Source organism: Sphingomonas sp., assembly GCF_025362505.1.
In the GTDB taxonomy this organism is placed as follows: domain Bacteria; phylum Pseudomonadota; class Alphaproteobacteria; order Sphingomonadales; family Sphingomonadaceae; genus Sphingomicrobium.
In genome coordinates, this window is record NZ_JANYGG010000071.1 from 32,431 (window position 1) to 58,977 (window position 26,547).

Annotated in this window: 20 protein-coding genes and 1 tRNA gene; 15 read left to right on the plus strand and 6 right to left on the minus strand. The window is 64.9% G+C overall.

Going from position 1 to position 26,547, the window contains the following annotated elements; translation table 11 throughout:
- Positions 1 to 3: 3 nt before the first annotated feature.
- Entirely contained in the window at positions 4 to 972 is a 969-nt protein-coding gene (ilvC, locus tag Q0R27_RS06920; protein WP_293942714.1) for a ketol-acid reductoisomerase, read from the plus strand.
- Positions 973 to 1,137: 165 nt separating this feature from the next.
- Here the strand turns inward: ilvC and mutL are convergent, their stop codons facing one another.
- Positions 1,138 to 2,928 (minus strand): DNA mismatch repair endonuclease MutL, encoded by a 1,791-nt coding sequence (gene mutL / locus Q0R27_RS06925; protein ID WP_293942716.1) that lies wholly within the window; start codon positions 2,926 to 2,928, stop codon positions 1,138 to 1,140.
- Between the two features lie 139 nt (positions 2,929 to 3,067).
- On the opposite strand from mutL, the gene Q0R27_RS06930 reads away from it, so the two are divergent.
- From Q0R27_RS06930 to Q0R27_RS06955, 6 genes are all read left to right on the plus strand, one after another.
- A complete protein-coding gene (locus Q0R27_RS06930; protein ID WP_293942718.1) occupies positions 3,068 to 4,111 on the plus strand; it encodes a rod shape-determining protein in 1,044 nt (347 codons plus the stop codon).
- A gap of 12 nt (positions 4,112 to 4,123) precedes the next feature.
- Positions 4,124 to 5,053: a rod shape-determining protein MreC gene (mreC, locus tag Q0R27_RS06935; protein WP_293942720.1), complete on the plus strand. Its 930-nt coding sequence runs from the start codon at positions 4,124 to 4,126 to the stop codon at positions 5,051 to 5,053.
- A complete protein-coding gene (mreD, locus tag Q0R27_RS06940; protein ID WP_293942722.1) occupies positions 5,053 to 5,577 on the plus strand; it encodes a rod shape-determining protein MreD in 525 nt (174 codons plus the stop codon). Before mreC ends, mreD begins: the two co-directional genes overlap by 1 nt.
- Positions 5,578 to 5,590: 13 nt before the next feature.
- Positions 5,591 to 7,522 (plus strand): penicillin-binding protein 2, encoded by a 1,932-nt coding sequence (mrdA, locus tag Q0R27_RS06945; protein ID WP_293942724.1) that lies wholly within the window; start codon positions 5,591 to 5,593, stop codon positions 7,520 to 7,522.
- A gap of 29 nt (positions 7,523 to 7,551) precedes the next feature.
- Positions 7,552 to 8,664: a rod shape-determining protein RodA gene (gene rodA, locus Q0R27_RS06950; RefSeq protein WP_293942726.1), complete on the plus strand. Its 1,113-nt coding sequence runs from the start codon at positions 7,552 to 7,554 to the stop codon at positions 8,662 to 8,664.
- Positions 8,665 to 8,750: 86 nt separating this feature from the next.
- Positions 8,751 to 8,826 (plus strand) — tRNA-Lys (locus tag Q0R27_RS06955).
- Positions 8,827 to 8,913: 87 nt separating this feature from the next.
- On the opposite strand, the gene Q0R27_RS06960 is transcribed toward Q0R27_RS06955, so the two are convergent.
- Together Q0R27_RS06960 and Q0R27_RS06965 are read right to left on the minus strand one after the other, a co-directional pair.
- Positions 8,914 to 11,253, minus strand: coding sequence for a glycoside hydrolase family 3 protein (locus Q0R27_RS06960; RefSeq protein ID WP_293942728.1), 2,340 nt, complete (start codon positions 11,251 to 11,253; stop codon positions 8,914 to 8,916).
- Between the two features lie 225 nt (positions 11,254 to 11,478).
- The gene (locus Q0R27_RS06965) at positions 11,479 to 12,570 is read right to left on the minus strand and encodes an MFS transporter (protein ID WP_293942730.1); all 1,092 of its coding nucleotides are present in this window, start codon (positions 12,568 to 12,570) and stop codon (positions 11,479 to 11,481) included.
- Positions 12,571 to 12,944: 374 nt separating this feature from the next.
- Here Q0R27_RS06965 and Q0R27_RS06970 point away from each other — a divergent pair, with 374 nt between their 5' ends.
- From Q0R27_RS06970 to Q0R27_RS07000, 7 genes are all read left to right on the plus strand, one after another.
- A complete protein-coding gene (locus tag Q0R27_RS06970) occupies positions 12,945 to 15,926 on the plus strand; it encodes a TonB-dependent receptor (RefSeq protein WP_293942732.1) in 2,982 nt (993 codons plus the stop codon).
- Between the two features lie 106 nt (positions 15,927 to 16,032).
- A complete protein-coding gene (locus Q0R27_RS06975; protein WP_293942734.1) occupies positions 16,033 to 17,583 on the plus strand; it encodes a tryptophan halogenase family protein in 1,551 nt (516 codons plus the stop codon).
- Positions 17,580 to 18,299, plus strand: a complete 720-nt coding sequence (locus tag Q0R27_RS06980) for a SapC family protein (RefSeq protein ID WP_293942736.1) — start codon at positions 17,580 to 17,582, stop codon at positions 18,297 to 18,299. The genes Q0R27_RS06975 and Q0R27_RS06980 overlap by 4 nt, the downstream gene beginning before the upstream one ends.
- Entirely contained in the window at positions 18,292 to 19,323 is a 1,032-nt protein-coding gene (locus Q0R27_RS06985) for a cupin-like domain-containing protein (RefSeq protein ID WP_293942738.1), read from the plus strand. Before Q0R27_RS06980 ends, Q0R27_RS06985 begins: the two co-directional genes overlap by 8 nt.
- 20 nt (positions 19,324 to 19,343) lie before the next feature.
- Positions 19,344 to 20,849 (plus strand): tryptophan halogenase family protein, encoded by a 1,506-nt coding sequence (locus Q0R27_RS06990; protein WP_293942764.1) that lies wholly within the window; start codon positions 19,344 to 19,346, stop codon positions 20,847 to 20,849.
- Positions 20,846 to 21,796 carry a glycoside hydrolase family 16 protein gene (locus tag Q0R27_RS06995; RefSeq protein WP_293942742.1) on the plus strand — a complete coding sequence of 317 codons (951 nt, stop codon included), beginning with the start codon at positions 20,846 to 20,848 and terminating at the stop codon, positions 21,794 to 21,796. The genes Q0R27_RS06990 and Q0R27_RS06995 overlap by 4 nt, the downstream gene beginning before the upstream one ends.
- Positions 21,772 to 22,827, plus strand: coding sequence for a LacI family DNA-binding transcriptional regulator (locus tag Q0R27_RS07000; RefSeq protein ID WP_293942744.1), 1,056 nt, complete (start codon positions 21,772 to 21,774; stop codon positions 22,825 to 22,827). The genes Q0R27_RS06995 and Q0R27_RS07000 overlap by 25 nt, the downstream gene beginning before the upstream one ends.
- 12 nt (positions 22,828 to 22,839) lie before the next feature.
- On the opposite strand, the gene Q0R27_RS07005 is transcribed toward Q0R27_RS07000, so the two are convergent.
- The 3 genes from Q0R27_RS07005 to Q0R27_RS07015 are packed head-to-tail and all read right to left on the minus strand — an operon-like array spanning position 22,840 to position 26,361.
- Positions 22,840 to 24,708 (minus strand): ABC-F family ATP-binding cassette domain-containing protein, encoded by a 1,869-nt coding sequence (locus Q0R27_RS07005; RefSeq protein WP_293942746.1) that lies wholly within the window; start codon positions 24,706 to 24,708, stop codon positions 22,840 to 22,842.
- Between the two features lie 41 nt (positions 24,709 to 24,749).
- Positions 24,750 to 24,971, minus strand: a complete 222-nt coding sequence (locus Q0R27_RS07010; RefSeq protein WP_293942747.1) for an ATP-grasp fold amidoligase family protein — start codon at positions 24,969 to 24,971, stop codon at positions 24,750 to 24,752.
- Between the two features lie 19 nt (positions 24,972 to 24,990).
- On the minus strand, positions 24,991 to 26,361 hold the full coding sequence (locus Q0R27_RS07015) for an APC family permease (protein WP_293942748.1): 1,371 nt from the start codon (positions 26,359 to 26,361) through the stop codon (positions 24,991 to 24,993).
- A 64-nt stretch (positions 26,362 to 26,425) separates the two neighbouring features.
- On the opposite strand from Q0R27_RS07015, the gene Q0R27_RS07020 reads away from it, so the two are divergent.
- The coding region (locus Q0R27_RS07020) for an NAD-dependent epimerase/dehydratase family protein (protein WP_293942766.1) at positions 26,426 to 26,547 on the plus strand (122 nt) is incomplete at its 3' end.

The window sequence follows — 26,547 nt, forward strand, 5'->3', positions numbered from 1 at the left end:
GCGATGAAGATGTTTCGCGACGCCGACATCGACCCCTCCCCGCTCGCCGGAAGGCGCGTCGCGATCCTCGGCTACGGCAACCAGGGACGCGCGCAGGCGATGAACCTGCGCGATAGCGGGATCGATGTCGTGGTGGGGCTGCAAGTGGGCTCTGCCAGCTTCGCGCGTGTCGCAAGCGACGGCCTCACTGCGCTGCCCTCGGGCGAGGCGGTGACAGGCGCGGACCTCGTCATGCTGCTCGCACCCGACGAGGTGCTGGCGACGCTGTACCGCGAGATTGAGCCGGTGTTGCAAGAGGGCGCGGCGCTCGGTTTCAGCCATGGGCTCGCGATTCGCTTCGGGCTGATCGCGCCGCGCGCCGACCTTGACGTGGTCATGGTCGCGCCCAAGGGGCCGGGATCGGCGCTCCGGTCATTGTACGAAGCCGGGCGCGGCATGATCGCGCTGTGGGCGGTCGCGCAGGATGCCAGCGGGTCGGCGCGAGAACTTGCCCTCGCCTATGGCCGCGCCATCGGTTGCGGTCGCGCCGGGCTGATCGAATCGAGTTTCGCCGAGGAATGCGAGGCGGACCTGTTCAACGAGCAGGCGGTGGTGTGGGGCGCCGTGCCGGCGATCCTCGAGGCGGGCTTCGAGACGCTGGTCGAAGCCGGTTTCGCGCCTGAAGTCGCCTTCCTCGAGTGCGTCGGCGAGCTGAAACTCCTCGCCGAACTGGTCGAGGCGCGCGGACTGGCCGGAATGCGCGAGGCGATCAGCAACACCGCCGAACTCGGCGCGGTGCTCGGTGGCCCGCGCATTGTCGATGACGACGTCAGGCAAAAGATGCGCGACATCCTCGCAGAAATTCGTGCCGGTCGCTTCTCCCGCCAGCTCGCCAGCGAAGCCGCGGCCGATTACCCCTTGCTCCGCGATGCCCGCGCCACCGCCCGACGCTCCGCGGTAGAAACGGCGCGACGGGACCTCGACGCGACTTGAAGTCTGATCATATGTTCAGGCAGCGCGGCTGTGGAGCTGGATCAGCGCGCGCGGTCGAAATATAGATAAGTTGTTCCATGCGCCCCTCGTTCAGACTGCTCCGCCGACCCCCGAACCTGTCCTAACTCTGTTGAGAGAATGATAGGATAACAGGATTTCGAACTGTTAGCGCCGCCCGAACAGCCGTTCGATGTCGCCATGGGCGAGTTTCACCCAGGTCGGGCGGCCGTGGTTGCATTGGCCCGATCGAGGCGTGACTTCCATCTCGCGCAGCAGGGCGTTCATCTCGGCGACCGACAGGGTGCGGCCGGCGCGGACCGAGCCGTGGCAGGCGATGGTCGCGGCGACATGGTCGAGCCGATCGCGCAGCGAAAGCGTGCCGCCGAACTCGGCGATTTCGGCGGCGAGGTCGGCGAGGAGGCTGGCGACGTCGGGTTTGCCGAGCGCGGCGGGGACGGCGCGAACGAGCATCGCCGAGGGACCGAAGCGCTCGATCTCGAGGCCGAGTTCGGCAAGGTCGGGCGCGGCCTCCTCGAGCCGGTCGCAGTCGGTTTCGTCGAGTTCGACTGTTTCGGCGATGAGGAGGTCCTGGCGGGCGACCCCGTCGCCTTCGCGCGCCGCCCGCATCCGTTCGAGGACGAGGCGTTCGTGGGCGGCGTGCTGGTCGACGATGACCAAACCGTCCTCGGCCTCGGCGACAATATAGGTCTGCGCGACCTGGCCGCGCGCGACGCCGAGCGGGTGGGCGGGAACCGGGGCGAGCGCGGGTTCGGCACGGGCGAGCGGGAGATTGGCGAAGTCGAGACGGTCCTCCGTCACCCCAGTGAAAGCGGGGGCCCAGCTCGTCGCGCCGGTCGCTGGCGAATAGGCCCGAGCCTGGTTCCCGCCTTCGCCGGAGTGACGGGCAAGCTCCTGATCGGCGCTCGTCGTCCATTGCACCGGCGCCGCGGCCTGCTCATGCGCCGCGCTGCGGTGCCCCGCCTCGTCAAGCGCATGCCGCAGCCCGCCAATGATGAGCCCGCGCACCGCCGACGGATCGCGAAAGCGGACCTCGGTCTTGGCCGGGTGGACATTGATGTCGACTTCGCCGCCGGGGACTTCGACAAACAGCGCGGCGACCGGGTGGCGGTCACGAGCGAGGAGGTCGCGGTAGGCAGCGCGCAGGGCCCCGACCAGCAGCCGGTCCTTCACCGGGCGCCGGTTGACGAACAGGAACTGCTGGTCGGCCATCCCACGGTTGAAGGTCGGCAGGCTGATCACCCCAGTCAGACGAAGCTGGTCGCGCGCAAAGTCGATCCCGAGGCCATGACGCTCGAGGCTCGGGTCGAGCAGCGCCGCGACCCGCGCGGGTCCGCTCGACCGCTGCACGTTGATCGATCGCCGCCCGTCATGATCGACGCTGAACGCGACGTCGGGACGGGCCAGCGCGAGCCGCTTAACCGCGTCGAGGCAGGCGGAATATTCGGCGCGCGGCGAACGCAGGAACTTGCGCCGCGCGGGGACCTTGTCGAACAGGCCCTCGACCCGGACCCTGGTGCCGGGAGGAAGCGCGGCCGGCCCCTGCCCTGTCCGCGCCCCGTGATCGACGACAATGCGCCAGCCTTCCGCGTTGCCACGCTCGCGGCTTTCGAGCGTCAGCCGAGCGACGCTGGCGATCGACGGGAGCGCTTCGCCGCGGAAACCGAAGCTTAACACGTCCTCGATATGGTCGTCGGGTAGTTTGGAGGTCGCGTGTCGTTCGAGTGCAAGCTCCATTTCGGTCTCATTCATGCCTGAGCCGTCGTCGGTCACCTCGACGAGGTCGAGCCCGCCCGCGCTCAGGCGCACCGCGACCGTCGTCGCCCCGGCGTCGAGAGCGTTCTCGACGAGCTCTTTCAACGCACTCGCCGGACGTTCGACGACCTCGCCCGCGGCGATGCGATCGATGAGCGCGGAAGGCAGCCTTCTTATTGACATTGGAGCCCGTCCTAGCCCAAGCGATAGGCCCTCGCGAAGCACTGTTTTGCCCAAGAATTATCGTTGCTTTCAGAGAGATCGGTTTAAACCACGGTAAATGGCGCGCCGCCCTTCGCCAAGACTATCGAAAGAGACCTGAATGTTCTGGACGCGCTGGTTCAAATGGATGTCGCACGACATGGCGATCGACCTCGGCACGGCCAACACTCTGGTCTATGTGCGCGGGCGCGGCATCGTTCTCAACGAACCGTCGGTGGTCGCGATCGAGACCATCAACGGGGTCAAGCGGGTGAAGGCGGTCGGTAACGACGCCAAGCTGATGATGGGCAAGACCCCCGACCAGATCGAGGCGATCCGCCCCTTACGCGACGGGGTCATCGCCGACATCGATGTCGCCGAGCAGATGATCAAGCACTTCATTCACAAGGTCCACGGCGGCAAGATGCGCGCCTGGCGCTTCCCCGAAATCGTGATCTGCGTGCCGTCGGGATCGACCTCGGTCGAGCGCCGCGCGATTCGCGACGCGGCGTCAAACGCCGGGGCGAGCCAAGTCTACCTGATCGAGGAGCCGATGGCCGCGGCGATCGGCGCCGACATGCCGGTGACCGAGCCGATCGGGTCGATGGTCGTCGACATCGGCGGCGGCACGACCGAGGTCGCGGTACTGTCCTTGCGCGGGCTCGCCTACACCACCTCGGTCCGGGTCGGCGGCGACAAGATGGACGAAGCGATCTCGTCCTATGTCCGGCGCAACCACAATCTGCTGATCGGCGAAGCGACCGCCGAGCGGATCAAGAAGGAAGTCGGCATCGCCAAGCCGCCGGTCGACGGCATCGGCAAGACGGTCCACATCAAGGGCCGCGACCTCGTCAACGGCGTGCCCAAGGAAATCTCGATTAACCAGGGTCAGATCGCCGAGGCCTTGAGCGAGCCGGTCGGGACGATCGTCGAAGGCGTCCGCATCGCGCTCGAAAATACCGCGCCCGAGCTTGCCGCCGACATCTGCGACCAGGGCATCGTCCTGACCGGCGGCGGCGCGCTGCTGCAGGGGCTCGACGAAGTATTGCGGGACGAGACCGGGCTTCCGGTAACGGTCGCCGAGGACCCGCTGACCTGCGTTGCACTGGGCACCGGCCGCGCGCTCGAGGAAGAGCAGTTCCGCGGCGTCCTGCAGACCGCATAAGGGGCTCGGGGGATGGTGGCGCCACCGGCAGGGTCGCGCCCCGGCTGGTCGAGGCGCGCGCAATACGGGCTGTTCTTCGGGCTGCTGGCGACAATCGCCGGTGTGGTCGTCGGGCTGCTGCTGCTCGCCCTGTCGATCATCGCGCCGTCGAGTTACGCCAGCGTGCGCGGGGTCGCACTCGACGTGACCGCGCCGCTGACGGGAAGCCTGCGCGCGGTAACGTCGACCGTCGGCGGCTTGGCCAGCGGGGCGGGTAATTATTGGGACGCGGCGCGCCAGAACGGCGACCTTCGCCGCGCCAATCGAGCGATGCTGCAGCGGATGGTCGAGGCCAAGGCGATCCAGCTTGAAAACGCCCAGCTGAAAGCCGCGCTCCAGCTTCGCGAACAGAGCCGCGTCGCGGTCGCAACCGGGCGCATCGTCGGGTCGAGCTATGAAAGTCCGCGGCGCTTCGCGGTGCTGTCAGTAGGATACCGCGACGGGGTCCAGGTCGGGATGCCGGTGCGATCGGCCGGCGGGCTGATCGGGCGGGTGATCGAGGCCGGGCGCTTCGCCAGCCGGGTGCTGCTGATCAGCGACCGCGCCAACATCGTCCCCGCGCGGCTGTTGCGCGGCGGGCTGCCAGTGCTTTCGACCGGGCGCGGCGACGGGACGCTCGACATTCGCCCGCTCGAGGTCGGACGCAACCCGTTCAAGGTTGGCGACCTGCTGGTCACGTCGGGCACCGGTGGGCTTTATCCGCCGCTCATCCCGGTGGCGCGTATCGTCAGGCTCGACGACGATGGCGCGGTAGCGATTCCGCTCGCCGATCCTGCCAGCGCGAGCTTCGCGATCGTCGAGCGGCCGTTCGAGCCCCTCGCTGAACAGGCCCCGCCACCACCGCCGACTCCTCCGCCGGTGGTAAAAAAGGTCAATCCGACCGCCGGCGCGGCCAGGCCCTGATGGTTCGCTCCGCGCTCCAGCCCAGCGCCGGCGCGATCGGCAAAGGTCCGCGCCGCAACGCGCTGCTCGTGCCCGCCGCGAGCGTCGTCGCCGGATCGGCGCTGTCGCTGCTGCCCATCGTCGCCCAGACGGGTTGGGCACCCGATTTCGGTTTCCTCGTGTTGATCGGCTGGCGGTTACTGCGCGCCGATGCGTGGCCGGCTTGGTGGTCAGCCCCGCTCGGCTTCGCGAACGACCTTATCACGGGTTCACCGGTGGGTCAGTCGATTGCCCTATGGTCGGCGGTGATGCTGTTGCTCGACCTTGCCGACCGCCGCACGCTGTGGCGCGATTACTGGATCGAGTGGCTGCTCGCCGCGGTCCTGGTTCTGCTCAGCGAAACATTCGACTGGCGGGTCGCGGCGTGGAGCGGCGCGCAGGTGCCGTACAGCTCGATGATCCCACCGATCCTCGTCTCGATCGTCGCCTTCCCGGTGGTCGGGGGAGTAGTCGGCGCGCTCGACCGCTGGCGGCTGGGCCGTTGAGAAGCTCGATGTCATGAGCAAAAGGCAGCGCGTTACCAGCGCCCTCCAGTCGATCAGCTTCTCGCGCCGGATGCTGTTCGTCGGCGGCGCGCAGGCGGCGTTCGGCGCGCTGCTCGCCGGGCGCATGGCCTATCTTGCGGTCGCCCAGAACGAAAAATACCAGCTCCTGTCCGAGAGTAACCGGGTCCAGCTGATCCCGGTGCCGCCGCGCCGCGGGTGGATCATCGACCGAAACGGCAAGCCGATCGCAATCAATCGGTCGAGCTTTCGCGTCGACCTCATCCCGCAGCAGATCGTCGATCGGCCGAAGGTCGTTGCGGCGCTGGCTAGCCTGCTGGATCTCGCTCCCGACGAGATCGACCGCATCAACGGCGATCTTGACGAGGCGCGCGGCTTCAAGCCCGTCTCGGTCGCCGATAATATTCCCTATGAGAAATATGCCTCGATCATCGTCCGAGTGCCCGAATTGCCGGGCGTCGCAGCATCGCGCGGCTTCGCACGCTACTATCCCGGCGGATCGACCGTCGGACAGCTCGTCGGCTATGTCGGAGCCGCGTCCGCCAAGGAATATGAGAAGGAAGACAAGAACCCGCTGCTGATCATCCCCGGCGTCAAGATCGGCAAGGAGGGGGTTGAAAAGGCGATGGAAATGACGCTGCGCGGCCAGCCGGGCGGGCAGCGGGTAGAGGTCACCGCGCGCGGCAAGCTGGTCAAGGAACTCGACCCCAAACCCGACCGCAGCGGCGGCATGGTCAAGCTGACGATTGACGCCGACCTTCACCAATATGCGGCGCGGCGGATCGGCGACCAGTCGGGCTCGGTGGTGGTGCTCGACGTGGCGAGCGGGGACATCCTCGCCATGCCGTCGATGCCGTCGTTCGACCCCAATAATTTCTCCGCCGGGATCAGCCGCAACGAGTGGCGGATGCTGTCGGAGAACGACCATCTGCCGCTCGTCGACAAGGTAACCGAGAGCCTTTATCCGTCGGGATCGACGATCAAGCCACTGATGAGCCTCGCGCTGCTCCAGGCCGGGATCAACCCGAACGAGCATGTCTTCTGCACGGGCGCCTACCGTGTCGGCAATGCCATCTTCCACTGCGACAAGCGTCACGGATCGGTCGCCATGTCTGACGCGATCGTGAAGAGCTGCGACATCTACTTCTACGAAATGGCACGGCGCGCCGGGGTCGGGGTGATCGCCCCGATGGCCCGCCGCATGGGGTTCGGCGAGAAGTTCGACCTGCCCTTCTCGCAGCGCTACGGGACAGTGCCCGACCCCGAGTGGCTAATGCGCCGCTACAAGCGAAAATGGGAGATTTACGACACGGTCAACATGTCGATTGGCCAGGGCAATGTGCTGGTCAATCCGCTTCAGCTCGCGGTGATGGCCGGGCGCATCGCGAGCGGTCATGTCATCCAGCCGCGATTGATCGCGGGGCAGCGCATGCCGACCCCGGCGGCGCTCGATGTCACGCCGGAGCATCTGACCTTCGTCCGCGAGGCGATGGGCGGGGTGGTCAATTCGAGCATCGGTACCGCAGGCGCCGTGCGCTTGCCCCTCGATACCGTGCAGATGGCGGGCAAGACCGGCACTGCGCAGGTCCGCCGGATCAGCATGGCCGAGCGCAATTCGGGCGGTGTGCGGACGAACGAGAGCCTCAACTGGAAGATGCGCGACCATTCGCTGTTCGTCGCCTTCGCACCGGTCGAGCAGCCCCGTTATTGTGCCGCCGCGGTGATCGAACATGGCGGATTCGGATCGCAGGTCGCCGCGCCGATCATCCGAGACACCTTGCTCTACCTGTTCGATCGCCAGAAGGGTCTCGCCGCGCTCGACACGTTCGAAAACAGCATCGGCGGCCCGCTCGACCAGCGCCTCGCCGTCAAGACCAAGGCCTGGCGTGCAGCCAACGGCCTGCCCCCGAGCGACAAGAAAGCATGATCGGCTCAGCCATCATGAGGTTTTGTTAGATGATCGGCTCAGCCATCATCCCGCGCCCCTTGGCGAAGCTGCCGTGGCGCCTGATTTTCATGATCGTGGCGATCGCCGGGTTCGGGCTGGTCGTGCTTTATTCGGCGGCGGGGGGATCGGTTCGCCCGTGGGCCCTGAAGCAGGCGATGATCTTCCTGTTTTTCCTCGGCCTCGCCATTTCGATGTCGTGGCTCAAGGAATCGACGATCAAGGCCGCGACCTTCCCGATCTTCGCGTTGATCGTCGTGATGCTGATCGGAGTCGAGGCGCTCGGCCTCGTCAAGAAAGGCGCCCAGCGCTGGCTCGAGCTCGGCCCGATCCGCCTCCAGCCGTCCGAGTTCATGAAGCCCGCGATCGTCCTCACCCTCGCCCGCTTCTACGAGCTCTTGCCCGCCGGCGAGATCCGCAAGTGGCGCGCAATCTGGCCCGCGCTGGTGCTGCTCGGCGTCCCCGCCTTCCTGATCCTGGTCCAGCCCGACCTTGGCACCTGCATTATGGTCGTGCTGTGCGGGATCACGGTGATGTTCCTCGCCGGCCTGCCGCTTTACCTGTTCGTCGGCTCGGGGCTGACACTTGCCGCCGCCGCGCCGATCGCCTTCTCGATGATGCACGACTACCAGCGCAAGCGCGTGTTCATCTTCATGGATCCCGAAAGCGACCCGCTCGGCGCCGGCTATCACATCAGCCAGTCGAAGATCGCGATCGGATCGGGCGGGATCTGGGGCAAGGGTTTCCTCCAGGGCAGCCAGAGCCACCTCGACTATCTCCCCGAAGGCCACACAGACTTCGTCTTCGCGACAATGGCGGAGGAATGGGGGCTGGTCGGCGGGGTCCTCCTCATCCTCGCGTTCGGGATGGTCATCCGCTGGGGGATGAGGGTCAGCGCCAACGCCAAGTCGCGCTTCGCCCAGCTCACCGCCGCGGGCTTGTCGATGACGATCTTCTTCTACGTCACGATCAACCTGATGATGGTCATGGGGCTCGCGCCCGTCGTCGGCGTGCCCCTCCCCCTCGTCAGCTTCGGCGGATCGGCGGTGATGACGATCATGCTCTGCCTCGGCATCCTCATGGCGCTCGAGCGCCAGCAGCGCAGCCAGTCACGCCTCGAGTAAAGCGCTTGCACCGGGCCGCGACGCTTGTTAGAGGCCCGATCGCAACACGCCGCCCTCGGCCGCGTCGCTGCATTGCCTATCGGCATGGACGCATAGCTCAGTTGGTAGAGCAGCTGACTCTTAATCAGCGGGTCCTTGGTTCGAGCCCAAGTGCGTCCACCATTTTTCAATGATAACAACGCTTTGATGACCTGGCGGTCTCGCGAAACGTAACGAAACGGGATTGCCAGGAGACGACTGGTATTTCTGTCAGGGGCAACGCTGGTCGGCGACGGCCTCCAGACCGAGACGTTTGATGGTCAGTGCAAGCGGGCCTTGCGTGGCGATCCGCGCAGGATTTTCGACTGCGGTCAGAAGCGCCTTGTCGGTGGTAAAACAGTGCAACGGTACGGCCAGCCTGATCGGTCCAGCCTTTCCAAGCAACGACGTGACGTCCACATCAATCCCGGCAAATCCAAGCTTCACCGGCGTGACCGGCGGTTCGTCGACGCGGCCGTCAAGCACCAACCCGAAACCTTCGATCGCTTCCCTGGTCAGATCGCTTTTCGGTCCGTCGAACGACATTGTGCCGGCGCCGATCCAGCGTACCATGCGACTGTCTTCCTGCGCGGCCAAGTCGACCGGTCGAGAGTTCACCTTCCCAGATGGGCTGGACACGGTGCCACCGTTAACCGGGCGCGCACCGCCCTCGTCCGACAGCGACATCGTCCACGGCGCCAGCGCAAGTCCCTTTTCGAAATAATGGTCGAGGTTGAGCGCTGCCGCCACGTCGATCCCCGGCGCTTCGGCCAGCGTCGGCACATGCGACGGCCTAGCGTAGCTCTGGCCATAGCCGAGCGGGAAGAGAGGTCGGCCGATCGGCGATCTTGCATCCCTCGGCCAGGCGAATGACAAGCGCCCGGTGAAATCACGCCGCGGGCGGCCACCTGGCCCGGCGATGAGTACATCGGCGATGCCGCCGCCCTCGGTGCCCGGCAGCCATGCCGCGACGAACGCGTCGGAGGCGTTGATCTCGGGCGACGTGAACAGCGGACGGCCCGAAAGGAACACGGACACCACCTTGATGCCAGCCGCGCGCAGGCGCTTGAGCAGCTTGAGATCGCTGGTGTCCTGCGGACGGTAGGCGAGCGTGGGAACGTCACCCTGGAATTCGGCATAAGGATTTTCGCCGAACACGACGATCGCGACATCGGGCCGCGTCTCGAAGCGGCCGTCGGCGGACAGCGTAGCCGTTCCGCCGTTCGCGGTAACTGCTTCGGCAATGCCGTCATAGATCGACTGACCAGCCGGGAAATCCTTCTTGGTCGTATCAAGTCCTTGCCAGGTGATTGTCCAGCCACCCGCCTGTTTGGCCATGTCGTCGGCACCGTCGCCAGCTACTAGCACCCTGGTGCCGGGACGGATCGGCAACAGCGAGCCCTCGTTCTTGAGCAACACGAGGCTTTGGGCGACGGCGCGGCGTGCGATCGCGCGATGCTCCGCATGGCCGATCCGCGACGGCTCATCGCGCACTTTCCTGCCATCGAGCAGACCCAGCTTGGCCTTGACCCGAAGGATCCGCCGTACCGCGTCGTCGATGCGCGCGATCGGGATACGCCCGGCGCGAACATCTGCGATTGTATTGTCGTAGAGTCCCTTCCAGCTGTCGGGCGCCATCATTAGGTCGAGCCCGGCGTTGTATGATTGCGGGCAGTGAATCGTGGTGCAGCCATCGACCTGGCCATGCGCGTTCCAATCGCCAACGGTCAGTCCGGCGAAACCCATGCGGCCCTTCAGCACGTCGGTGATCAATGACCGATTGGCGTGATTCTTGACCCCGTTCCAGCTCGAGAAGGAGATCATGACGGTCAACGCCCCCGCGTCGATTGCTGCGGGATAGCCTTGGGCGTGGTGGGCGACCAGGAGCGACTCGCTTAACCGGGCGTCGCCTTGATCCTTCCCGCCGAACGTGCCCCCGTCGGCAAGAAAATGCTTGGCAGTGGCGGCGACATGATTTGCGGCGATAGGGTTGCCGCTGGTCAACCGCCCCTGGAGGCCAAGCGTCATGGCACGCGCATAAGTGGCAACCAGCGCCGGGTCAGACGAATAGCCTTCATAGCTTCGTCCCCAGCGCAGGTCCTGCGGCGCGGCCAGGGTCGGGGCGAAAGTCCATTCGATACTGCTCGCAGAGACTTCGTCGGCAGTTGCGGCCCCGATCTGCTGGACTAGCGCCGGGTCGTGCATCGCGCCGAGCCCGATGTTGTGCGGAAAAATGGTCGCGCCGGGCAGGTTGGAATGGCCGTGGACCGCGTCAACTCCGAACAGGATTGGAATGCCCGAGGCGCTTGCGTGGGCGCGGTACTGGCGGACCATCTCGGCCCACTTGCTGCTGGTTGCGCGTTCATCGCCGAACGGGCCGCTGTTACCGCCGGCGAGGATCGAACCCAGCGGATAGCGGTCGAGGTCCTGCGGGGTAATCGAACTGATATCGGCCTGAATGGTCTGGCCGACCTTTTGCTCCAGCGTCATGCGAGCGATGACGCGGCCGATACGAGCCTCGGTCGCAGCGTTGGTGAACGCCGCCGGACTATGCGCTCGCGGCCAGCGCAAGGGGTGCGCAGTCGCCGCTGGGCTTGTTGGCGCAAGGGAGACACGAGTGGCGCCGGAGGCCGCACCGGAGGCCGCGCTGGCAAGGAGGACGCCAACCACCGTCGCAACGAGAGCACCCCGCCCGCCAAACCGTTTTTCGTGGACCATTGCTCTCCCCCGCTCATTTTTGAGAACGTTCCCAAAGATAGGCAGGGTCTGCGTGCGAAGGCAAGTCACCAACCAGAATCAGCGGATTTTCAATCTCCAAAGAATTACCGCAGGGATCACCATCATCGCCGCCAGACTGCCCAGCAGCCCGTGATAGCCAAAGCGGCCGATCACGATCGCCGCGAGCATCGGCGAGGTTAGCGATGGCAGCGTATTCGTGAGATTGAACAGGCCTAGGTCGCGGCCAAAGCGTTCCGGATCGGGCAATTGCTGCATGGCAAAGGCCGAATGCAGCGCGAGAAAGCTGTTCGATCCCATGAGAAAAACCGCGTAGGAGGCAATCACCGCCATCCACGATCCCGTCATTGCCATCCCGGCGAGTCCGATCGCGATCAGGGCGAGCATTGCCATCAGTGGTAGCTTGCGCCGGTTCAGCGCGTCGGACAGGCGCCCGACCGAAAGGGCCACGGGGATCGCCGCGAGCTGCACGGCGGCATTCGTCCAGGCATATTCTCCGACCGAGAGTTTGCCGGACGAGACCGTGCGCAGGAAATAGAAAATGAACAGGAAAACCAAGCCCTCGGCGATCTGGACGAATAGCCGGACGAGCCATAGCGTCCACAGCGTTTCAGCCTTTGGTCGCTCGCCCTGCTCGCGACGGCGCGTGCCGGCGACCGCGCCGAACGCGGGAGCGGTGGCACGCGCCAGCAACGGCAGGAACGACATTGCGACGATCAGCATGATCAGCGCGAACTGGTGCGCGAGATCTCCTGGCACCATCGCCACACCGATCACCGACAAGGCGGCAAAGGCTGGCGCGAACGCAAGCATCCCGCCCAGCAATCCCTTCTGCTGATCGTCGAGGCTGTCGGCGGCATAGGCGGAGAGCGGTGCCAGCATCAGATTGAGCGCGACCTGCCAACCGGCCACGGCCATCACCAGCGTTCGGGGATCGTCGGCCAGGACGATCGCCAACGCACCGACGCCGGTTGCGACAAGTCCAGCTGCTGACCAGCGCAAACGCCGTCGGCGGGTCGCGCGCGGCCAGCGATCGCTCGCCCATCCCCACGCGATGTTCGATATCCCGGCAGCAATTGCGCCGATGGTGGCACAAAATGCCAGCCATCGGACGTCGCCGTCGCCGGCCAGGTCGGAGAAGCGAATCGGCAACAGCAGCGTCAGAAACGGCGTATAGGCGATCGAACCGCCCGACCAGGCGAGCGCATAGGCGACGAGGAAACCGAGCGGCTGCCGCTGCCCTGCAGATGACGGTCGGTTCACCCTAGCCGATCCGGCAGTTCACCGAAGGCTGAAGATCGGCTCCAATCCATGCTTGTTACCCCCTAGACCGAACCGGTTCGATGCCTTCGGCAAGGCTCTTGGTCAACGTTAGCTAATAGTGGCTTGATGAACAGCCGACCGAAATATTCATTCCGGGCGCCAAAGCCCGCTTGACAAAGTGAACGTTCACATTCAAATCTACCGGTGAGTTGGAAGAAGCTGACGACAGTGCGGCTCTCCAATCACCGGAGGGGGATTTCAGAATGACGAAGAGCCGCAGCCACATATTGGCGACGTTGATGGTTGGAGTGTCGCTGACCGCGATCGCCATTCCGCAGCAGGCCGCGGCTCAGACCGCCGCCCTTCCCGCCGCCGATCCTAACGCGAACAGCGAAATCATCGTGACCGGCATCCGCGGCAGCCTCAGGACGTCGCGCAATATCAAGCGCGACTCGCAGGGCGTGGTCGACGCGATCTCGGCCGAGGACATCGGCAAGTTCCCCGACACCAACCTCGCCGAGTCGCTGCAGCGCATCACCGGCGTGTCGATCGACCGCAGCAATGGCGAAGGCTCGTCGGTCACGGTCCGCGGCTTTGGACCCGACTTCAACCTGGTGCTGCTTAACGGCCGCCAGATGCCAGCCTCTGGCCTTGGCGGCGGCGGGGCGCCCGCCTCGCGCAGTTTCGATTTCGGCAACCTTGCCTCCGAAGGCATTGCTGCGGTCGAAGTCTACAAGTCGGGCCGCGCGGCCCTGCCGACAGGCGGCATCGGCTCGGTCATCAATATCAAGACCGCGCGCCCGCTCGATCGGCCCGGGCTCAAGGGTAGCTTCGGTTTCAAGGCGGTGTACGACACCTCGCGCTTCTCGGGCAGTAAGTTGTCACCCGAAATTTCGGGCATCATCAGCGACACCTTTGCCGACGACAAGATCGGGATCCTCGTCAGCGGTTCTTACCAGCGCCGCAAGTCGAGCCAGGCCCAATTCAATGCCGGCTGGCGCGAAGGGTATCTTGGCAGCGACGGCTGCCAAGAGGGGAATTGGGGTGCGCTTGCCGCCGGGCCGAACGACTGGTGCGGCAGCAGCAACAACATCGTCAATCGCCCAAAGGCAACCGACAGCTATCAGACGACGCAGAATGCGGGCTATGACTTCACCGACGTCGATCGCAAGCGGATCAACGGCCAGCTGGTGCTGCAAGCCAAGCCGACCGAAAATCTGCTAGCGACGGTCGATTATACTTTTTCGCAGAACACGGTCGACTCCCGGACCAGCAGCATCGGCGTCTGGTTCAACCATAGCAACACCAGCAGCAGCTGGACCGACGGCCCTGCGGCCAGCCCGAATTTCTATTCGGAAGTGTTCGGGCCGGGCAAGGATCTCGCGATCACCGGCGCGGTCGCAGCCAATCGCTCGACCAATCGGTCGATCGGCGGCAACCTGGCATGGCATGGCCTGGGCGGCGCGCGCCTGGAACTCGACGCGCACCACTCGACCGCGGAGAGCAAGCCGACCTCCCCCTACGGCAGCAACATCGCCGTGGGCAGCGCGATCTTCGGCGTGCAGTCGCAGAAGGTCGATTACACCCACGACATGCCGGTGATCTCGGTCGTTTTGGCTCCGGGATCGGAACTCAACGCCGCAAATATTCGCCCCGCGGGCAATGCCTTCCGCAACGCCTACATGCGCGACCGCATCAACCAGGTCTCGCTCAAGGCCGGCTATGATTTCGATACGTCGTTTATCAAGAGCCTCGATTTCGGCGCGACCCTGACCGACAACAAGGTCCGTTCGGCGTTTGGTAACATCCAGAACGACACCTGGGGTGGCACCCTGTCCGCCGCCGACACGCCGGACAATCTCTACTCCATTATCGGCTTGCCGGACCGGCTCAGCGGCATGGAAGGATCGAATGATCCGGCCATTATCCCCAATTATTTCCAGGTCGATACCGTCGGCTTGATCAATTTGCTGCAGAGTAAACTCAACATCTGCGGAGCTTCGGCCACGCCGGGCGCTTGCCTGGCGAATTACACGGTCGATCGCCGCATTCGCGAGAAATCGATCGCGCCCTACGCGCAGACGACCCACGAGTTCAATCTGTTCAGCAACCCGTCTCATCTCCGGCTGGGCGTTCGCTATGAGCGGACGAAAGTTTCGAGCTCGGCGCTCGTGCCCGTCCCGACCACGACCTTCTTGGCCGCATTCAACGAAATTTCGATCATCCAGCCGACGACATCGGACTTCACGACGCTTAAGGGTGAATATAAGAATTGGCTGCCAGCGGTTGATTTCGACGTGTCGCCGATGCGCGATTTCAAGTTGCGTGCGGCCTACAGTCACACCATCACCCGGGCCGATTATGCGAGCCTGCAGGGCGGACTGACGGTTGTCTCACCTGCCCGTCCAAATGGCGGCAGCACGGGTGCCAGCGGCAATCCCAATCTGCTGCCGTACAAGTCCAAGAATATCGATCTGTCGGCCGAATGGTATTATGGTCGCGAAAGCTATGTCTCGATCGGCTTCTTCCACAAGACGGTGAGCAACTTCATCGGGACGACGACCACGCAGGGGCCTGTGTTCGGGCTGACCAACCCTGGTCAGGGGGCTGCATTCAATGCAGCCAAGGCAGCCTTGGGCCCGAACGCGACGTTCCAGCAGATTCTGGCGTACGTCCAGACAAACTATCCCGCGCTGATTCATCGTGACGGGAATAATGCACCTGACGGCATCCTCAGCTCGCCCAGTGATCCAGCGCTGGTATTTACCGTCGGGCAGCCGGGCAACAGCGACCAAGTGGCGCACCTCAAGGGCTGGGAGTTCGCGATCCAGCATAGCTTCTGGAATACCGGCTTTGGCGCCATCCTGAACTACACGATCGTCAAGAGCGACACGCAATACGACAATGCGAAGCGCTACACCGTCACTCAATTCGCGGTGCCCGGAGTAAGCAATTCGGCCAATGCGGTCCTGTTTTACGACAAGGGCGGGCTGCAGGCGCGCGTGGCCTATAACTGGCGCGCGGGCTTCCTGGCCGGCTACGGGCTCGACCCGTTCTACGTGAATTCCTATGGTCAGTTCGACGCGAGCGCTAGCTACGAGGTGCGCAAGGGGCTGACGGTGTTCGCCGAAGGGATCAACCTGACCAACGCCGATCGCAGTGGCCATATGCGCGGCAATCAGGCGAAGTTCTTCGCGGCACCGGGCTATGCTCGCTATGCGGGAGGCGTTCGCTACAGCTTCTAAGGCTGCGGGGTTGATTCCCGGCGCTGGGTAACGGACAGTCGTTCACCAGCGCCGGGGAGGTTCGCCCGCCATTCCGGCGAAGGCGGCGGCGAAGCAGGCGGAACAGATGGAACGGCCGGTCGAGCGTATCATCATTGTCGGCGGCGGTACTGCTGGCTGGCTGGCGGCGGCCTACCTCGCCTCGCGGTCGGCCAAGTTCGCCGCGCGGCCACCGTCGATTACGCTGATCGAGGCGCCCGACATTCCGACCGTCGGGGTCGGAGAGGGCAGCTGGCCGACGCTGCGCGAGACGCTGGCAACGATCGGCATCGGCGAGGCCGAGTTCCTGCTGGCCTGCGATGGTTCGTTCAAACAGGGATCGCGGTTCGATGGTTGGCGCGATGGCGGCGCGGACGATCGCTATCTTCATCCGTTCTCCCCGCCGCCCCCGCTCGACCCGAATGAACTGGTGGCGGCGTGGCGCGGCGAGGCGCCTGACATGCCTTTCGCTGCGGCGGTGACGGCACAGGCCGAGGCGTGCGCGCGCGACCTCGCCCCGCGCCAGCGCGCGATGCCCGACTATGCCGGTGCGCTCAATTACGGTTACCACCTCGATGCGGTAAAGTTTGCGGCGTTGCTCGCACATCACGCGGTTGACCGGCTCGGCGTGCGGCACGTCGCCGACCAGGTGATCGCGGTCGAGCCTGACGACGAGGGCTATATCGCCGCCGTCACCACGCGCGACCACGGCCGCATCGAAGGCGACCTGTTCATCGATTGCACCGGCCATGCCGCGCTGTTGATCTCTGGACATTTCGGGGTCGACTGGGTTGAGCGCGGCGACGTCCTGTTCAACGACCGCGCGCTGGCGGTGCAAGTGCCGGTCGCGGGTATTTCGCCGATCGCCTCACAGACCATCGGCACCGCGCATGAGGCGGGGTGGCTGTGGGACATCGGCTTGCCAACGCGGCGCGGCGTCGGCTGTGTCTATTCGTCAAAGTTTACCGATGACGCGCGCGCCGAGGCGATCCTTCGCGAATACCTGATGCGCACTGCGCCGGATGTCGACCAGTCGTCGCTGGCACCGCGCCGGCTGGCCTTTCCAACCGGACACCGTGACCAGTTCTGGAAGGGCAATTGCCTGGCAATCGGGCTCGCCGCGGGCTTCCTCGAGCCACTCGAAGCCTCGGCGATCGTCATGGCCGAGCTGTCACTGCGCGCCCTGGCGGACAATTTCCCGGCGAACCGCGAGACGATGCCGATCCACGCTCGCCGGTTCAACGCCCGCTTTCGCGAACGCTGGGATCGGATCATCGATTTCCTCAAGCTCCATTACCTGTTGAGCCGGCGACCGGAGCCCTATTGGCAGGCGCACCGCGCGGCCCAGAGCGTGCCCGCGCATCTCGCCGACCTGGTTCGCTTGTGGCGCGGCCAGCCGCCGTCGCCGGGCGATTTCCCGCTGATCGACGAAATGTTTCCCGCCGCCAGCTATCAATATGTCTACTACGGCATGGGCGGCGCGGTCCCTGACCTAGCGTATCGGCACGGCGCTCCGCTCGATCGTTCGATCCGCGAACGGTCGCGGTCGCTGGCGGCGGCGCTGCCGACGAATCGCGCCTATCTCGACGCGTTGCGCAGCGCCGTAACGCCGCAGTCCCAGAAAGTACCGGCGGCATGAGCCAGCACCAAATTCTCGACAATGCCACTCATCGCGACCTGCGCGTCCATACCGGGGTCGGCGCGGCGCTTGGCGACAACGTGATGGCCTGTCTTGCCGTGCCGAACGAATTTCGCCGGCTGCAGAACCAGTTCCCGATCCTGTTTCGGCTGGACATCGAGCGCAACAGTTTTTCGGCACTGGCGCTGATGGGGTTCGAGCAGGACGAGAATCTGTTCATCGAGGACGGGCGCTGGGACGCCAGCTACCGTCCGCTCGCGCTCAGCATCCAACCGTTCCTGATCGGCCGCGCGTCCGATGGCGACGGACCGGGGCAGGTCCACGTCGACATGGGCCATGCCCGCATCGCCACCGATGGCGAGGGCATGCGACTGTTCGACGACACGGGCGCACCGTCGCCCTATCTCGATACCGTCGCCGAACAACTTGGGAACCTCGACGCCGGCTATCGCGAGTCAGCCGAGTTCTTTTCTGCGCTGAACCATTTCGAATTGCTCGAACCCTTCTCGCTCGACGTCGATCTGGTCGACGGATCGACCCAGCGCATGGTCGGCTATCACCTGATCGACGAGGACAAGCTTTACGCCCTCGACTCCGCCGCGCTGGGCGACCTTCACGCCGCGGGCCACCTCATGCCGGTGTTCATGGCGCTGGCGTCGCTGTCCAACATCCCGGCGTTGATCGAACGCAAGAACCGACGGGTTGGACGTGGCTGAGTCAGCTGGCGTAGATTTCGGCGCGCTGCCGCGCGTGGCCGAAGAAGTGCTGGCTGACGCCGACGCGCTCGACACCCGGCTGGCCGGGGCGACGACACCGTTCGTGGTACGAGGGCTGGTTGCCGACTGGCCGCTGGTTCAGGCGGGACGAGAATCGGGCGCCGCCGCCCGCGCCTATCTGCTGCGCCATCGCCGCGAACGCGCCTTTACCGTCGCGATCGGCCGACCGGGCGGCGGCGAGCGGTTATTCTACGATGACAAAATGGCGATAAACTTTCGTACCTTGCGCGCCAGCCTGCCCGAGATTTTTTCCGCCATCGACGCCAATGAAGGCAATCCCGCCGGGCCGGCCATGTATCTGGCATCAATCGACCTGCACGACTTTTTCAACGGCTTGCACGACGCCAACCTTGTTGCGCTGGGCGCGCGCGATCCACTCGCCAGCATCTGGATCGGCACCCCGACCCGCATCGCCGCGCATAATGATTACCCCGACAACCTTGCCTGCTGCGCGGTCGGCCACCGCCGCTTCACCCTGTTTCCGCCCGACCAGTTCGCCAACCTTTACCTTGGCCCGGTCGAACATACCCCCGCCGGGCGGACGGTCAGCATGGTCGATCTGAAGGCGCCCAATTTCGATACTTTTCCGAAATTCCGCACGGCGCTGTCGCACGCGCTGGTGGCCGAGCTTGCTCCTGGCGATGCGTTGTTCATTCCGTCGCTGTGGTGGCACCATGTCGAGGCGCTCGACCCGTTCAACGTGTTGGTCAATTACTGGTGGCGCGATAGCGCGCGCTATCTGGGTCAACCACAGGACGCACTCAACCACGCCATGCTGGCGGTCCGCGACCTGCCCGACCATCAAAAAGCTTACTGGCGCGCGCTGTTCAACCATTATGTATTCGACAATGGAGACGATGTGACAAGCCATATCCCGACCGACGCCCGGGGCGTGCTGGCGCCGCTGACGCCCGATACCGCCGGCAAGTTGCGCGCCAACCTGTTGCGGGCCTTGTCGCGGTGAACGGCCCGCGTTCGACCGACATGCGATCGACCGACTGGCCGTTGAAGCGTGTCGTCATTGCCGGCGGCGGCACCGCGGGCTGGATGGTGGCGGCCGCGATTGCGCGCACGCTGGGCCCGCTGGTGGATCTGACATTGGTTGAATCCGAGGCCATCGGCACGGTCGGTGTCGGCGAAAGCACTATCCCGCCGCTGGTCGCCTACAACCGGTTGCTGGGCATCAACGAAGCCGAGTTCATGCGCGCGACCCAGGCAACGTTCAAGCTGGGTATCCAGTTCGACAATTGGCGGGTGCTCGACGAAGGCTATTTCCATTCGTTCGGGATCTGCGGAAAAGATCATTGGTCCGCCGGATTCCAGCATTTCTGGCTGGACGCGTGCGAGCGCGGGATGGCCGGCTCCTACGGCGATTATTGTCTCGAGCTGAAAGCCGCTCAGGCCGGGAAATTCGCGCATTTGCCCGATGACCGGATGCATTATGCCTACCAACTCGATTCCGGCCTTTATGCCCGGTTCCTGCGGACTATGGCCGAAGCCGATGGCACGCGCCGCGTCGAGGGCAAGATCACCGCGGTCGAACTGGACGGCGAAAGCGGCAACATCGGCGCGCTGACGCTCGACAGCGGAACGCGTATCGAAGGCGACCTGTTCATCGACTGCACCGGGTTTCGGGCGCTGTTGATCGAGGGCGCGCTGAACGCCGGGTTCGACGACTGGAGCCACTATCTGCCCTGCGATTCGGCAATTGCCGCGCAGACCCGGTCGATCGGACCAGCGGTGCCCTTCACCCGCGCCACCGCGCATGATGCCGGTTGGCAATGGCGCATTCCACTGCAGCACCGGACCGGCAATGGCATTGTCTATTGCAGCCATTACCTCGACCGTGAAGCGGCGCTGGAACGCTTTACCGGCAACCTCCAGGGCGATCGGCTGACCGAGCCCAATTTCATTCGCTTCACTACGGGAGCCCGGCGCAAGCAGTGGCACCGAAACTGCGTCGCGATCGGTTTGTCGGGCGGGTTCATGGAGCCGCTGGAATCGACCAGCATCCACCTGATTCAGCGCGCCGTGCTGCGCTTTGTACGGATGCTGCCGCTGCGCGAGATCAGCCAGCGCGACATCGATGAATTTAACGACCAGCAGATGACCGACATGCTGCAGATCCGCGATTTCCTGATCCTCCACTACAAGGCCACCGAGCGCCGCGACAGCGCGTTCTGGCGCCATTGCGCGGCGATGGATATCCCCGACACGCTGGCTCACAAGATCGAGCTGTTCCGCGAGACCGGGCGGGTGTTCCGCAGGAATGAGGAGTTGTTCGCCGAGAACAGCTGGGTGCAGGTTATGCTGGGTCAGGGGATTACGCCGCGAAGCTATCACCCGATTGCGATGAAGTTGCCCGACGATGAAATGATCAAGCTGCTGGACACGTTGCGCGGGCAGGTCGACCAGACGGTCGCCAGCCTTCCCGCCCACGCCGAGTATGTCGCCCGCTATTGCGGCGCCAGCAAGGCCGCTGCGGCATGATCGCGGGGTTAATCCTCGCCGCCGCGATGGCTGCCGCGCCGGTTGCGCCGCCGGTAGCCGAACCTGACTGGAAGCTGGTGTGGTCGGATGAATTTGGCAGCAGTCGCATCGATCGGCGCAAATGGGATTTCGATGTCGATTGTGCCGGCGGCGGCAATGAAGAACGGCAGTGCTATACCGCACGTCGCAGCAATGCGTCCGTAGGGGGCGGATACTTGTCGATCACCGCGCGCCGCGAAACCTGGCATGGCCCGGCTCAGATGCACGGACAGCCGGGGAGTACCGGCGGCGCCAAGGAAGCCACCAAGTCGTTCACCTCGGCGCGGCTCGTGACCCGCGGCAAGGCATCTTGGCGCTACGGCCGAGTCGAAGTCCGCGCTCGGCTTCCGCTCGGCCAGGGCAGTTGGCCAGCGATCTGGATGTTGCCGGAGAAATGGCGCTACGGCTCCTGGCCGCGCTCGGGCGAGATCGACATCATGGAAGCGGTCAACCTTGGCACGCCTTGCGTAAAGTGCGCCGGCGGGCGTGAAAATCATGTCCTCGGAACGATCCATTTCGGTGATCACCCACCGGCTAACAAATATCTGTCGACCGAAGTCGAGTTGTCGGGTGCAATCGACGGATTTCACACATATCGCGTCGACTGGTCCCCCGAACGCATTGCCTGGTCGGTCGATGGCCGGCCCTATGTTGAGCGGCTGCTGGGCGAATGGTCGACCCCGACCTCGACCGATCCGCATGCGCCGTTCGACCAGCCCTTTCACCTCATCCTGAATCTGGCGATCGGCGGTCACCTGCCCGAGGGTCGCAACCTCGGCGGCGTGAGCCTTTCCGGCTTTCCACGATCGATGCAGGTCGATTGGGTGCGGGTGTGGCAACGCCAGGATGAATTGGCTAGCCCGGACCGAAGCAAGGGGGCAGAATGGGACGGCGTCGCCAAGCGGTAACGATCAAGCATGTGGCGGCCGATGCGGACGTCTCGTTGCAAACGGTGAGCCGGGTCATCAATAATGAGGCCGGCGTTCGGCCGGAGATGAAGCAGCGCGTCCAGGAAGCGATCGACCGGCTCGGCTATGTGCCATCGCTGGCCGCCCAGCGGATGAGCGGGTCGCGCTCCTACCTCATCCTGGCGCTCAACGATCGTGACCGCACCATTGCCGACTGGCGCAGCCGCGAAGGTGCCGACTGGGTCGACCAGATGTTGCTCGGCGGCATGATCAAGGCCGCGGAATACGGCTATCGGCTGATGTTGGAACTGGTCGACACGCATAATGACCATGTCGAGCGTGAGTTGCGCGCCACGATTGCCGCGCTTCAGCCGGACGGCGTCATCCTGACCCCTCCGCACAGCGACAATCCGCTGATCACCGCCATGCTCGCGGAACAACAGATCAGCTTCGCTCGCATTGGCACGAAACAGCCGGGGCCAGGCATTTCGATCACGATGGACGACGAAAATGCCGCGGCGATGGCGACCCGCCACTTGATCGATCTGGGCCATCGTCGGATCGGCTTCATTTCGGGTTCACCCGAATATTCGCTCAGCGCGTGGCGGGTCGACGGGTGGCGTACGGCGATGAGCGAGGCCGGGCTCGCGATCGATGGGATGCTGGCAAAGGGCGACTTCAGCTTCGCGTCGGGGACCCACGCGGCCGGTAACTTGCTATCGCTCACCGATCCGCCAACCGCGATCATCGCCAGCAATGACCAGATGGCGCTTGCAACTCTTCGAGAGGCAAACTGCCGAGGATTGGCGGTCCCAGATCAGTTATCGCTGATCAGCTTCGACAATACGCCGATCGTTCGCTTCGTGCAGCCGCCGCTGACCGCGATAGACCAGCCGATTGCCGGGTTGGCGTCGAAAGCGGTGGAGTTGATCGTCGCACACCAACGTCGCTCGGAACTAACCCAAACGTCGGTCGTCGTCGCTGCCACCCTGGTCGTCCGCAACTCGACCGCTCCGCCACAGCGGCGATAGCCTCTCGACCTTTCAGGCGGCCGCCTGTTCGAGCTGCTCGCTCGCCTCGATCCAGCGCGCTTCGGCGGCTTCGAGTTCGGCGGCAAGTTTGGCTCGGCGGCGGGAGAGTTCGGTCATCGGCAAGGCGGCGAGATCGGGTGACGCGCTCGACGGGTCGAACATCGCGCGGTCAAGGGCGGAGCATTCCGCCGCCAGTTTCGCGCTGGCCTTCTCGGCGTCGGTCGCCGCCTGCTTGAGCGCCTGGGCGTCCTCGCGAGCCTTCGCTGCGGCCTTCTTGTCGAGCTTGGCGGGCTTGGCCTTGGCCTCGCCCTTGGGCTGGTTCCGACCGAGCACGAAGTCGATATAATCGTCGATCGACCCGGCATAATCCAGCGCCCGACCGTCCTCAACCAGCACCAGCCGATCGGCGGTCAGTTCGACCATGTGGCGATCGTGGCTGACGAGGATCACCGCCCCGTCATAGCCGTTCAACGCCTGGACCAGCGCTTCGCGACTGTCGACGTCGAGGTGGTTGGTCGGCTCGTCGAGGATTAGCAGGTGCGGCGCGTCGCGCGTGATCAGCGCCAGCGCCAGCCGCGCCCGCTCGCCGCCCGACAGCTTCGCCACCCGCGTCACCGCCTTGTCGCCCGAAAATCCGAACCGGCCGAGCTGCGCGCGCACCGCGCCGGGCGTCTTGCCCTTCATCATGCGCGTCATATGCTCGAGCGGCGTATCGTCGCCGTGCAGTTCCTCGACCTGATACTGGGTGAAATAACCCACCCGCATCTTGCCCGAGGCGTGCACCTCGCCCTCCATCGGCGCGAGCTGCGCCGCCAGAAGCCGGGCGAGCGTGGTCTTGCCGTTGCCATTGCGCCCCAACAGCGCGATGCGATCGTCGGGATCGATCCGCAGGTTGAGCTTGCGCAGGATCGGCGCGCCCTCGGTGTAGCCGACCGCCGCCATGTCGAGCGTGATCAACGGAGGTTTCAGCTCGGTCGGCGACGGGAAGTCGAAGCTGAGGCTCGGATCGTCGGCCATCGCCGCGATCGGCTGCATCTTGGCGAGCATCTTCGCGCGCGATTGGGCCTGCTTGGCGGTCGATGCGCGGGCCGAGTTGCGCGCGATATAATCCTGCAGCCGGGCGCGCTGGGCGTCCTGCGAGGCCTGCGCTGCGGCGATCTGCGCCATCCGCTCGGCACGTTGTCGCTCGAAGCTGTCATAGCCGCCGGCGTAAAGCGTGACCTTGCCGCCCTCGAGGTGGAGGATCGTGTCGACGACATTGTTGAGCAGGTCGCGCTCGTGGCTAATCACCACCAGCGTGCCGGGGTAAGCCTTGAGGAAATTCTCGAGCCACAGCGTCGCCTCGAGGTCGAGGTGGTTCGACGGCTCGTCGAGCAACAGGATGTCGGGCTCGGAGAACAGCAGCGAGGCGAGCGCGACGCGCATCTTCCACCCGCCCGAATAGCTATCGAGCGGTTGGCCCTGCATTTCCTCATCGAACCCGAGCCCGAGCAGGATCCGCGCCGCGCGGGCGTCGGCGGTATAGGCGTCGATCGCCAGCAGCCGCTCATAGACATGGCCGAGCCGATCGGGATCGTGGCAGCTTTCGGCCTCGGCCATCAGCGCGGCGCGCTCGGTGTCGGCGGCCAGCACTGTCTCGAACGGCGTGCGCTCCCCCGACGGCGCGTCCTGCGCGATATAACCGAGGCGGGTCTTGCGCGGCATCTCGATCTCGCCCTCGTCGGGGTCGAGCTGGCCGATCATGACCTTCATCAGGGTTGACTTGCCGGCACCGTTGCGGCCGATCAGCCCGACCCGCGCGCCCGGCGGTATCGGCGCGGTGGCGCGGTCGAGGATCGTGCGCCCGCCAAGGCGTACCGTGATTCCGTTGATATTGAGCATGGCGCGTCCTTAACAGGGAAAGGCGACAAAGTTAAGGCGGTCTAATCGCGTCCCAGCGCCGCCCGCGCCGCCCGCCACTTTTCACCGAGCATGTCGTCAAGCCCGACCGGGTCGAACGGGTCGAGCCCCGATCCCGGGTAAAGACAATATTCGCCGAACAACGGCTGGCCAGGAACGTCGTAAAAATCGACGCGGACAAAGTCGTGGCCCTGGCCAAGCGCTTTCGTTGGCGGGGCACAGCATCGCCCACAAAAACGGCGCATCCGACGAAAAGGTTGCGATTCAGGTGGCGATTTCGTGTCGACGGCGGCTCATGACGAGTCCGATCGGCAGCACGATCGCGATCGCCCCGATAATGAACAGCCCGCTTTTCGGGTCGGCGATCACAAAGCCGCTCAGCAGCCCGGCGTCGAGCACTATCGCGAGCGCCGGCAACCACGGATACAGCCGCGCACGCCACGGCCTGCCCAAGTCGGGCTGGTCGCGCCTGAGCTTGAACAGGGACAATTCCACGACCAGCGTCGGCACAATACCAAGCGCCGCCATGATCACGAACACCGTTTCGAAGCTTCCGGTGAAAACCAGCCCAAGCGCCGCGATGAAGGTCATCGCCAACGCAACCCAGGGCGACCCGCCACGATTGACCCGGCCGGCGACCGAAGGAAATAATCGGTCTTCGGCCAAAGCGTAAAGAACCCGCGATGCAACCATCACGCCGGCATTGCAGCAAGTGATCACGATCAACGCCGCGCCGGCCGCGACCAGCTTGACCGCGTCGGGGCCGAGCAGCGGCGTCAGCGCATCGGCGATCGGCAGCTTGGACTGGCGAAGCTGGGCCAGGGTCAAGGCATGGTTCAGCGCGAAGGTGACGAGGATGAAGAGCAGGCCCGTCGTAATGATGGTGGTAAAAATAGCGCGCGGAATATTGCGCCCCGGATCGACGTCTTCACCGCCAAAATAGGCGCCATTGGGCCAGCCAGCGTAGGCACCGATGATCGTCTGGTAAGCGATCACCAACGCTGCGAAGCCAAATGGAGCGGTCGTCACCGCAGCCGACAAGTCTGACTTCGCCATCGGCGCCGCCGCGGGCACGGCGACGAAGATCAACGCGACGACGCCGAGCAGGAACAGTGTCTTGAGCGCGCTTCCGACCAGCTGCGATCGCTCGCCCTCACGATCACCCGCGCGGGCACCGACGACAGCGGTCAGCACGGCTACCGCGATCCCCATCTTGTTGGTCGCGAGATCGGGAAAGATCAGCGCCAGGAATTCTCCGCCGAGCAGGGCCAGCGACGCGATGGAGGCGACGCTGCCCAGCCAGTCAGTCCACCCCACGAGTAGCCCGCCCGGCTCACCAAAAGCTTCGCGCGCTGGAATCATCTGCCCGCCCGACTTGGGCCACAGCGTCATCACCTCGCAGACGACATTTGCCTGGATCAGTGAGTGAATGCCGACCGCGATCCACAACAATAGGGCGATGCTCGTATCGGGCACCGCGTCGAGCACAGTCGCGGGCGTGCGCAATATGCCTCCGCCGATGACCGACCCAAGCCCGACCGCAAGCGCGAACGCCGGGCCGAGCACGCGCAGGAGATGCCCCGCCGGTTGCTGCCCCTGCCCCTGCCCCGCCATCGCCGCTTGCCCCCCGCGCACTCGACCCAAGCTGCACGGCTATCCGACAATTGTCGAGCCGCCGGTCCGCCGCTAGGGAGCCGTCATGAATGTCCTCGTTACCGGCGCCGCCGGCTTTATCGGCTCGTCCGTTACCCGCCGCCTGATGGAGCGCGGCGACCGCGTTGTCGGGATCGACAACCTCAGCGACTATTATTCGGTCCAGCT

Coding starts and splice junctions, on each gene's coding strand:
- ilvC (WP_293942714.1), top strand. CDS start 4: ATGAAGATGTTTCGCGACGCCGACATCGACCCCTCCCCGCTCGCCGGA.
- mutL (WP_293942716.1), bottom strand. CDS start 2,928: ATGTCAATAAGAAGGCTGCCTTCCGCGCTCATCGATCGCATCGCCGCG.
- Q0R27_RS06930 (WP_293942718.1), top strand. CDS start 3,068: ATGTTCTGGACGCGCTGGTTCAAATGGATGTCGCACGACATGGCGATC.
- mreC (WP_293942720.1), top strand. CDS start 4,124: ATGGTGGCGCCACCGGCAGGGTCGCGCCCCGGCTGGTCGAGGCGCGCG.
- mreD (WP_293942722.1), top strand. CDS start 5,053: ATGGTTCGCTCCGCGCTCCAGCCCAGCGCCGGCGCGATCGGCAAAGGT.
- mrdA (WP_293942724.1), top strand. CDS start 5,591: ATGAGCAAAAGGCAGCGCGTTACCAGCGCCCTCCAGTCGATCAGCTTC.
- rodA (WP_293942726.1), top strand. CDS start 7,552: ATGATCGGCTCAGCCATCATCCCGCGCCCCTTGGCGAAGCTGCCGTGG.
- Q0R27_RS06970 (WP_293942732.1), top strand. CDS start 12,945: ATGACGAAGAGCCGCAGCCACATATTGGCGACGTTGATGGTTGGAGTG.
- Q0R27_RS06975 (WP_293942734.1), top strand. CDS start 16,033: ATGGAACGGCCGGTCGAGCGTATCATCATTGTCGGCGGCGGTACTGCT.
- Q0R27_RS06980 (WP_293942736.1), top strand. CDS start 17,580: ATGAGCCAGCACCAAATTCTCGACAATGCCACTCATCGCGACCTGCGC.
- Q0R27_RS06990 (WP_293942764.1), top strand. CDS start 19,344: ATGCGATCGACCGACTGGCCGTTGAAGCGTGTCGTCATTGCCGGCGGC.
- Q0R27_RS06995 (WP_293942742.1), top strand. CDS start 20,846: ATGATCGCGGGGTTAATCCTCGCCGCCGCGATGGCTGCCGCGCCGGTT.
- Q0R27_RS07000 (WP_293942744.1), top strand. CDS start 21,772: ATGGGACGGCGTCGCCAAGCGGTAACGATCAAGCATGTGGCGGCCGAT.
- Q0R27_RS07005 (WP_293942746.1), bottom strand. CDS start 24,708: ATGCTCAATATCAACGGAATCACGGTACGCCTTGGCGGGCGCACGATC.
- Q0R27_RS07010 (WP_293942747.1), bottom strand. CDS start 24,971: ATGCGCCGTTTTTGTGGGCGATGCTGTGCCCCGCCAACGAAAGCGCTT.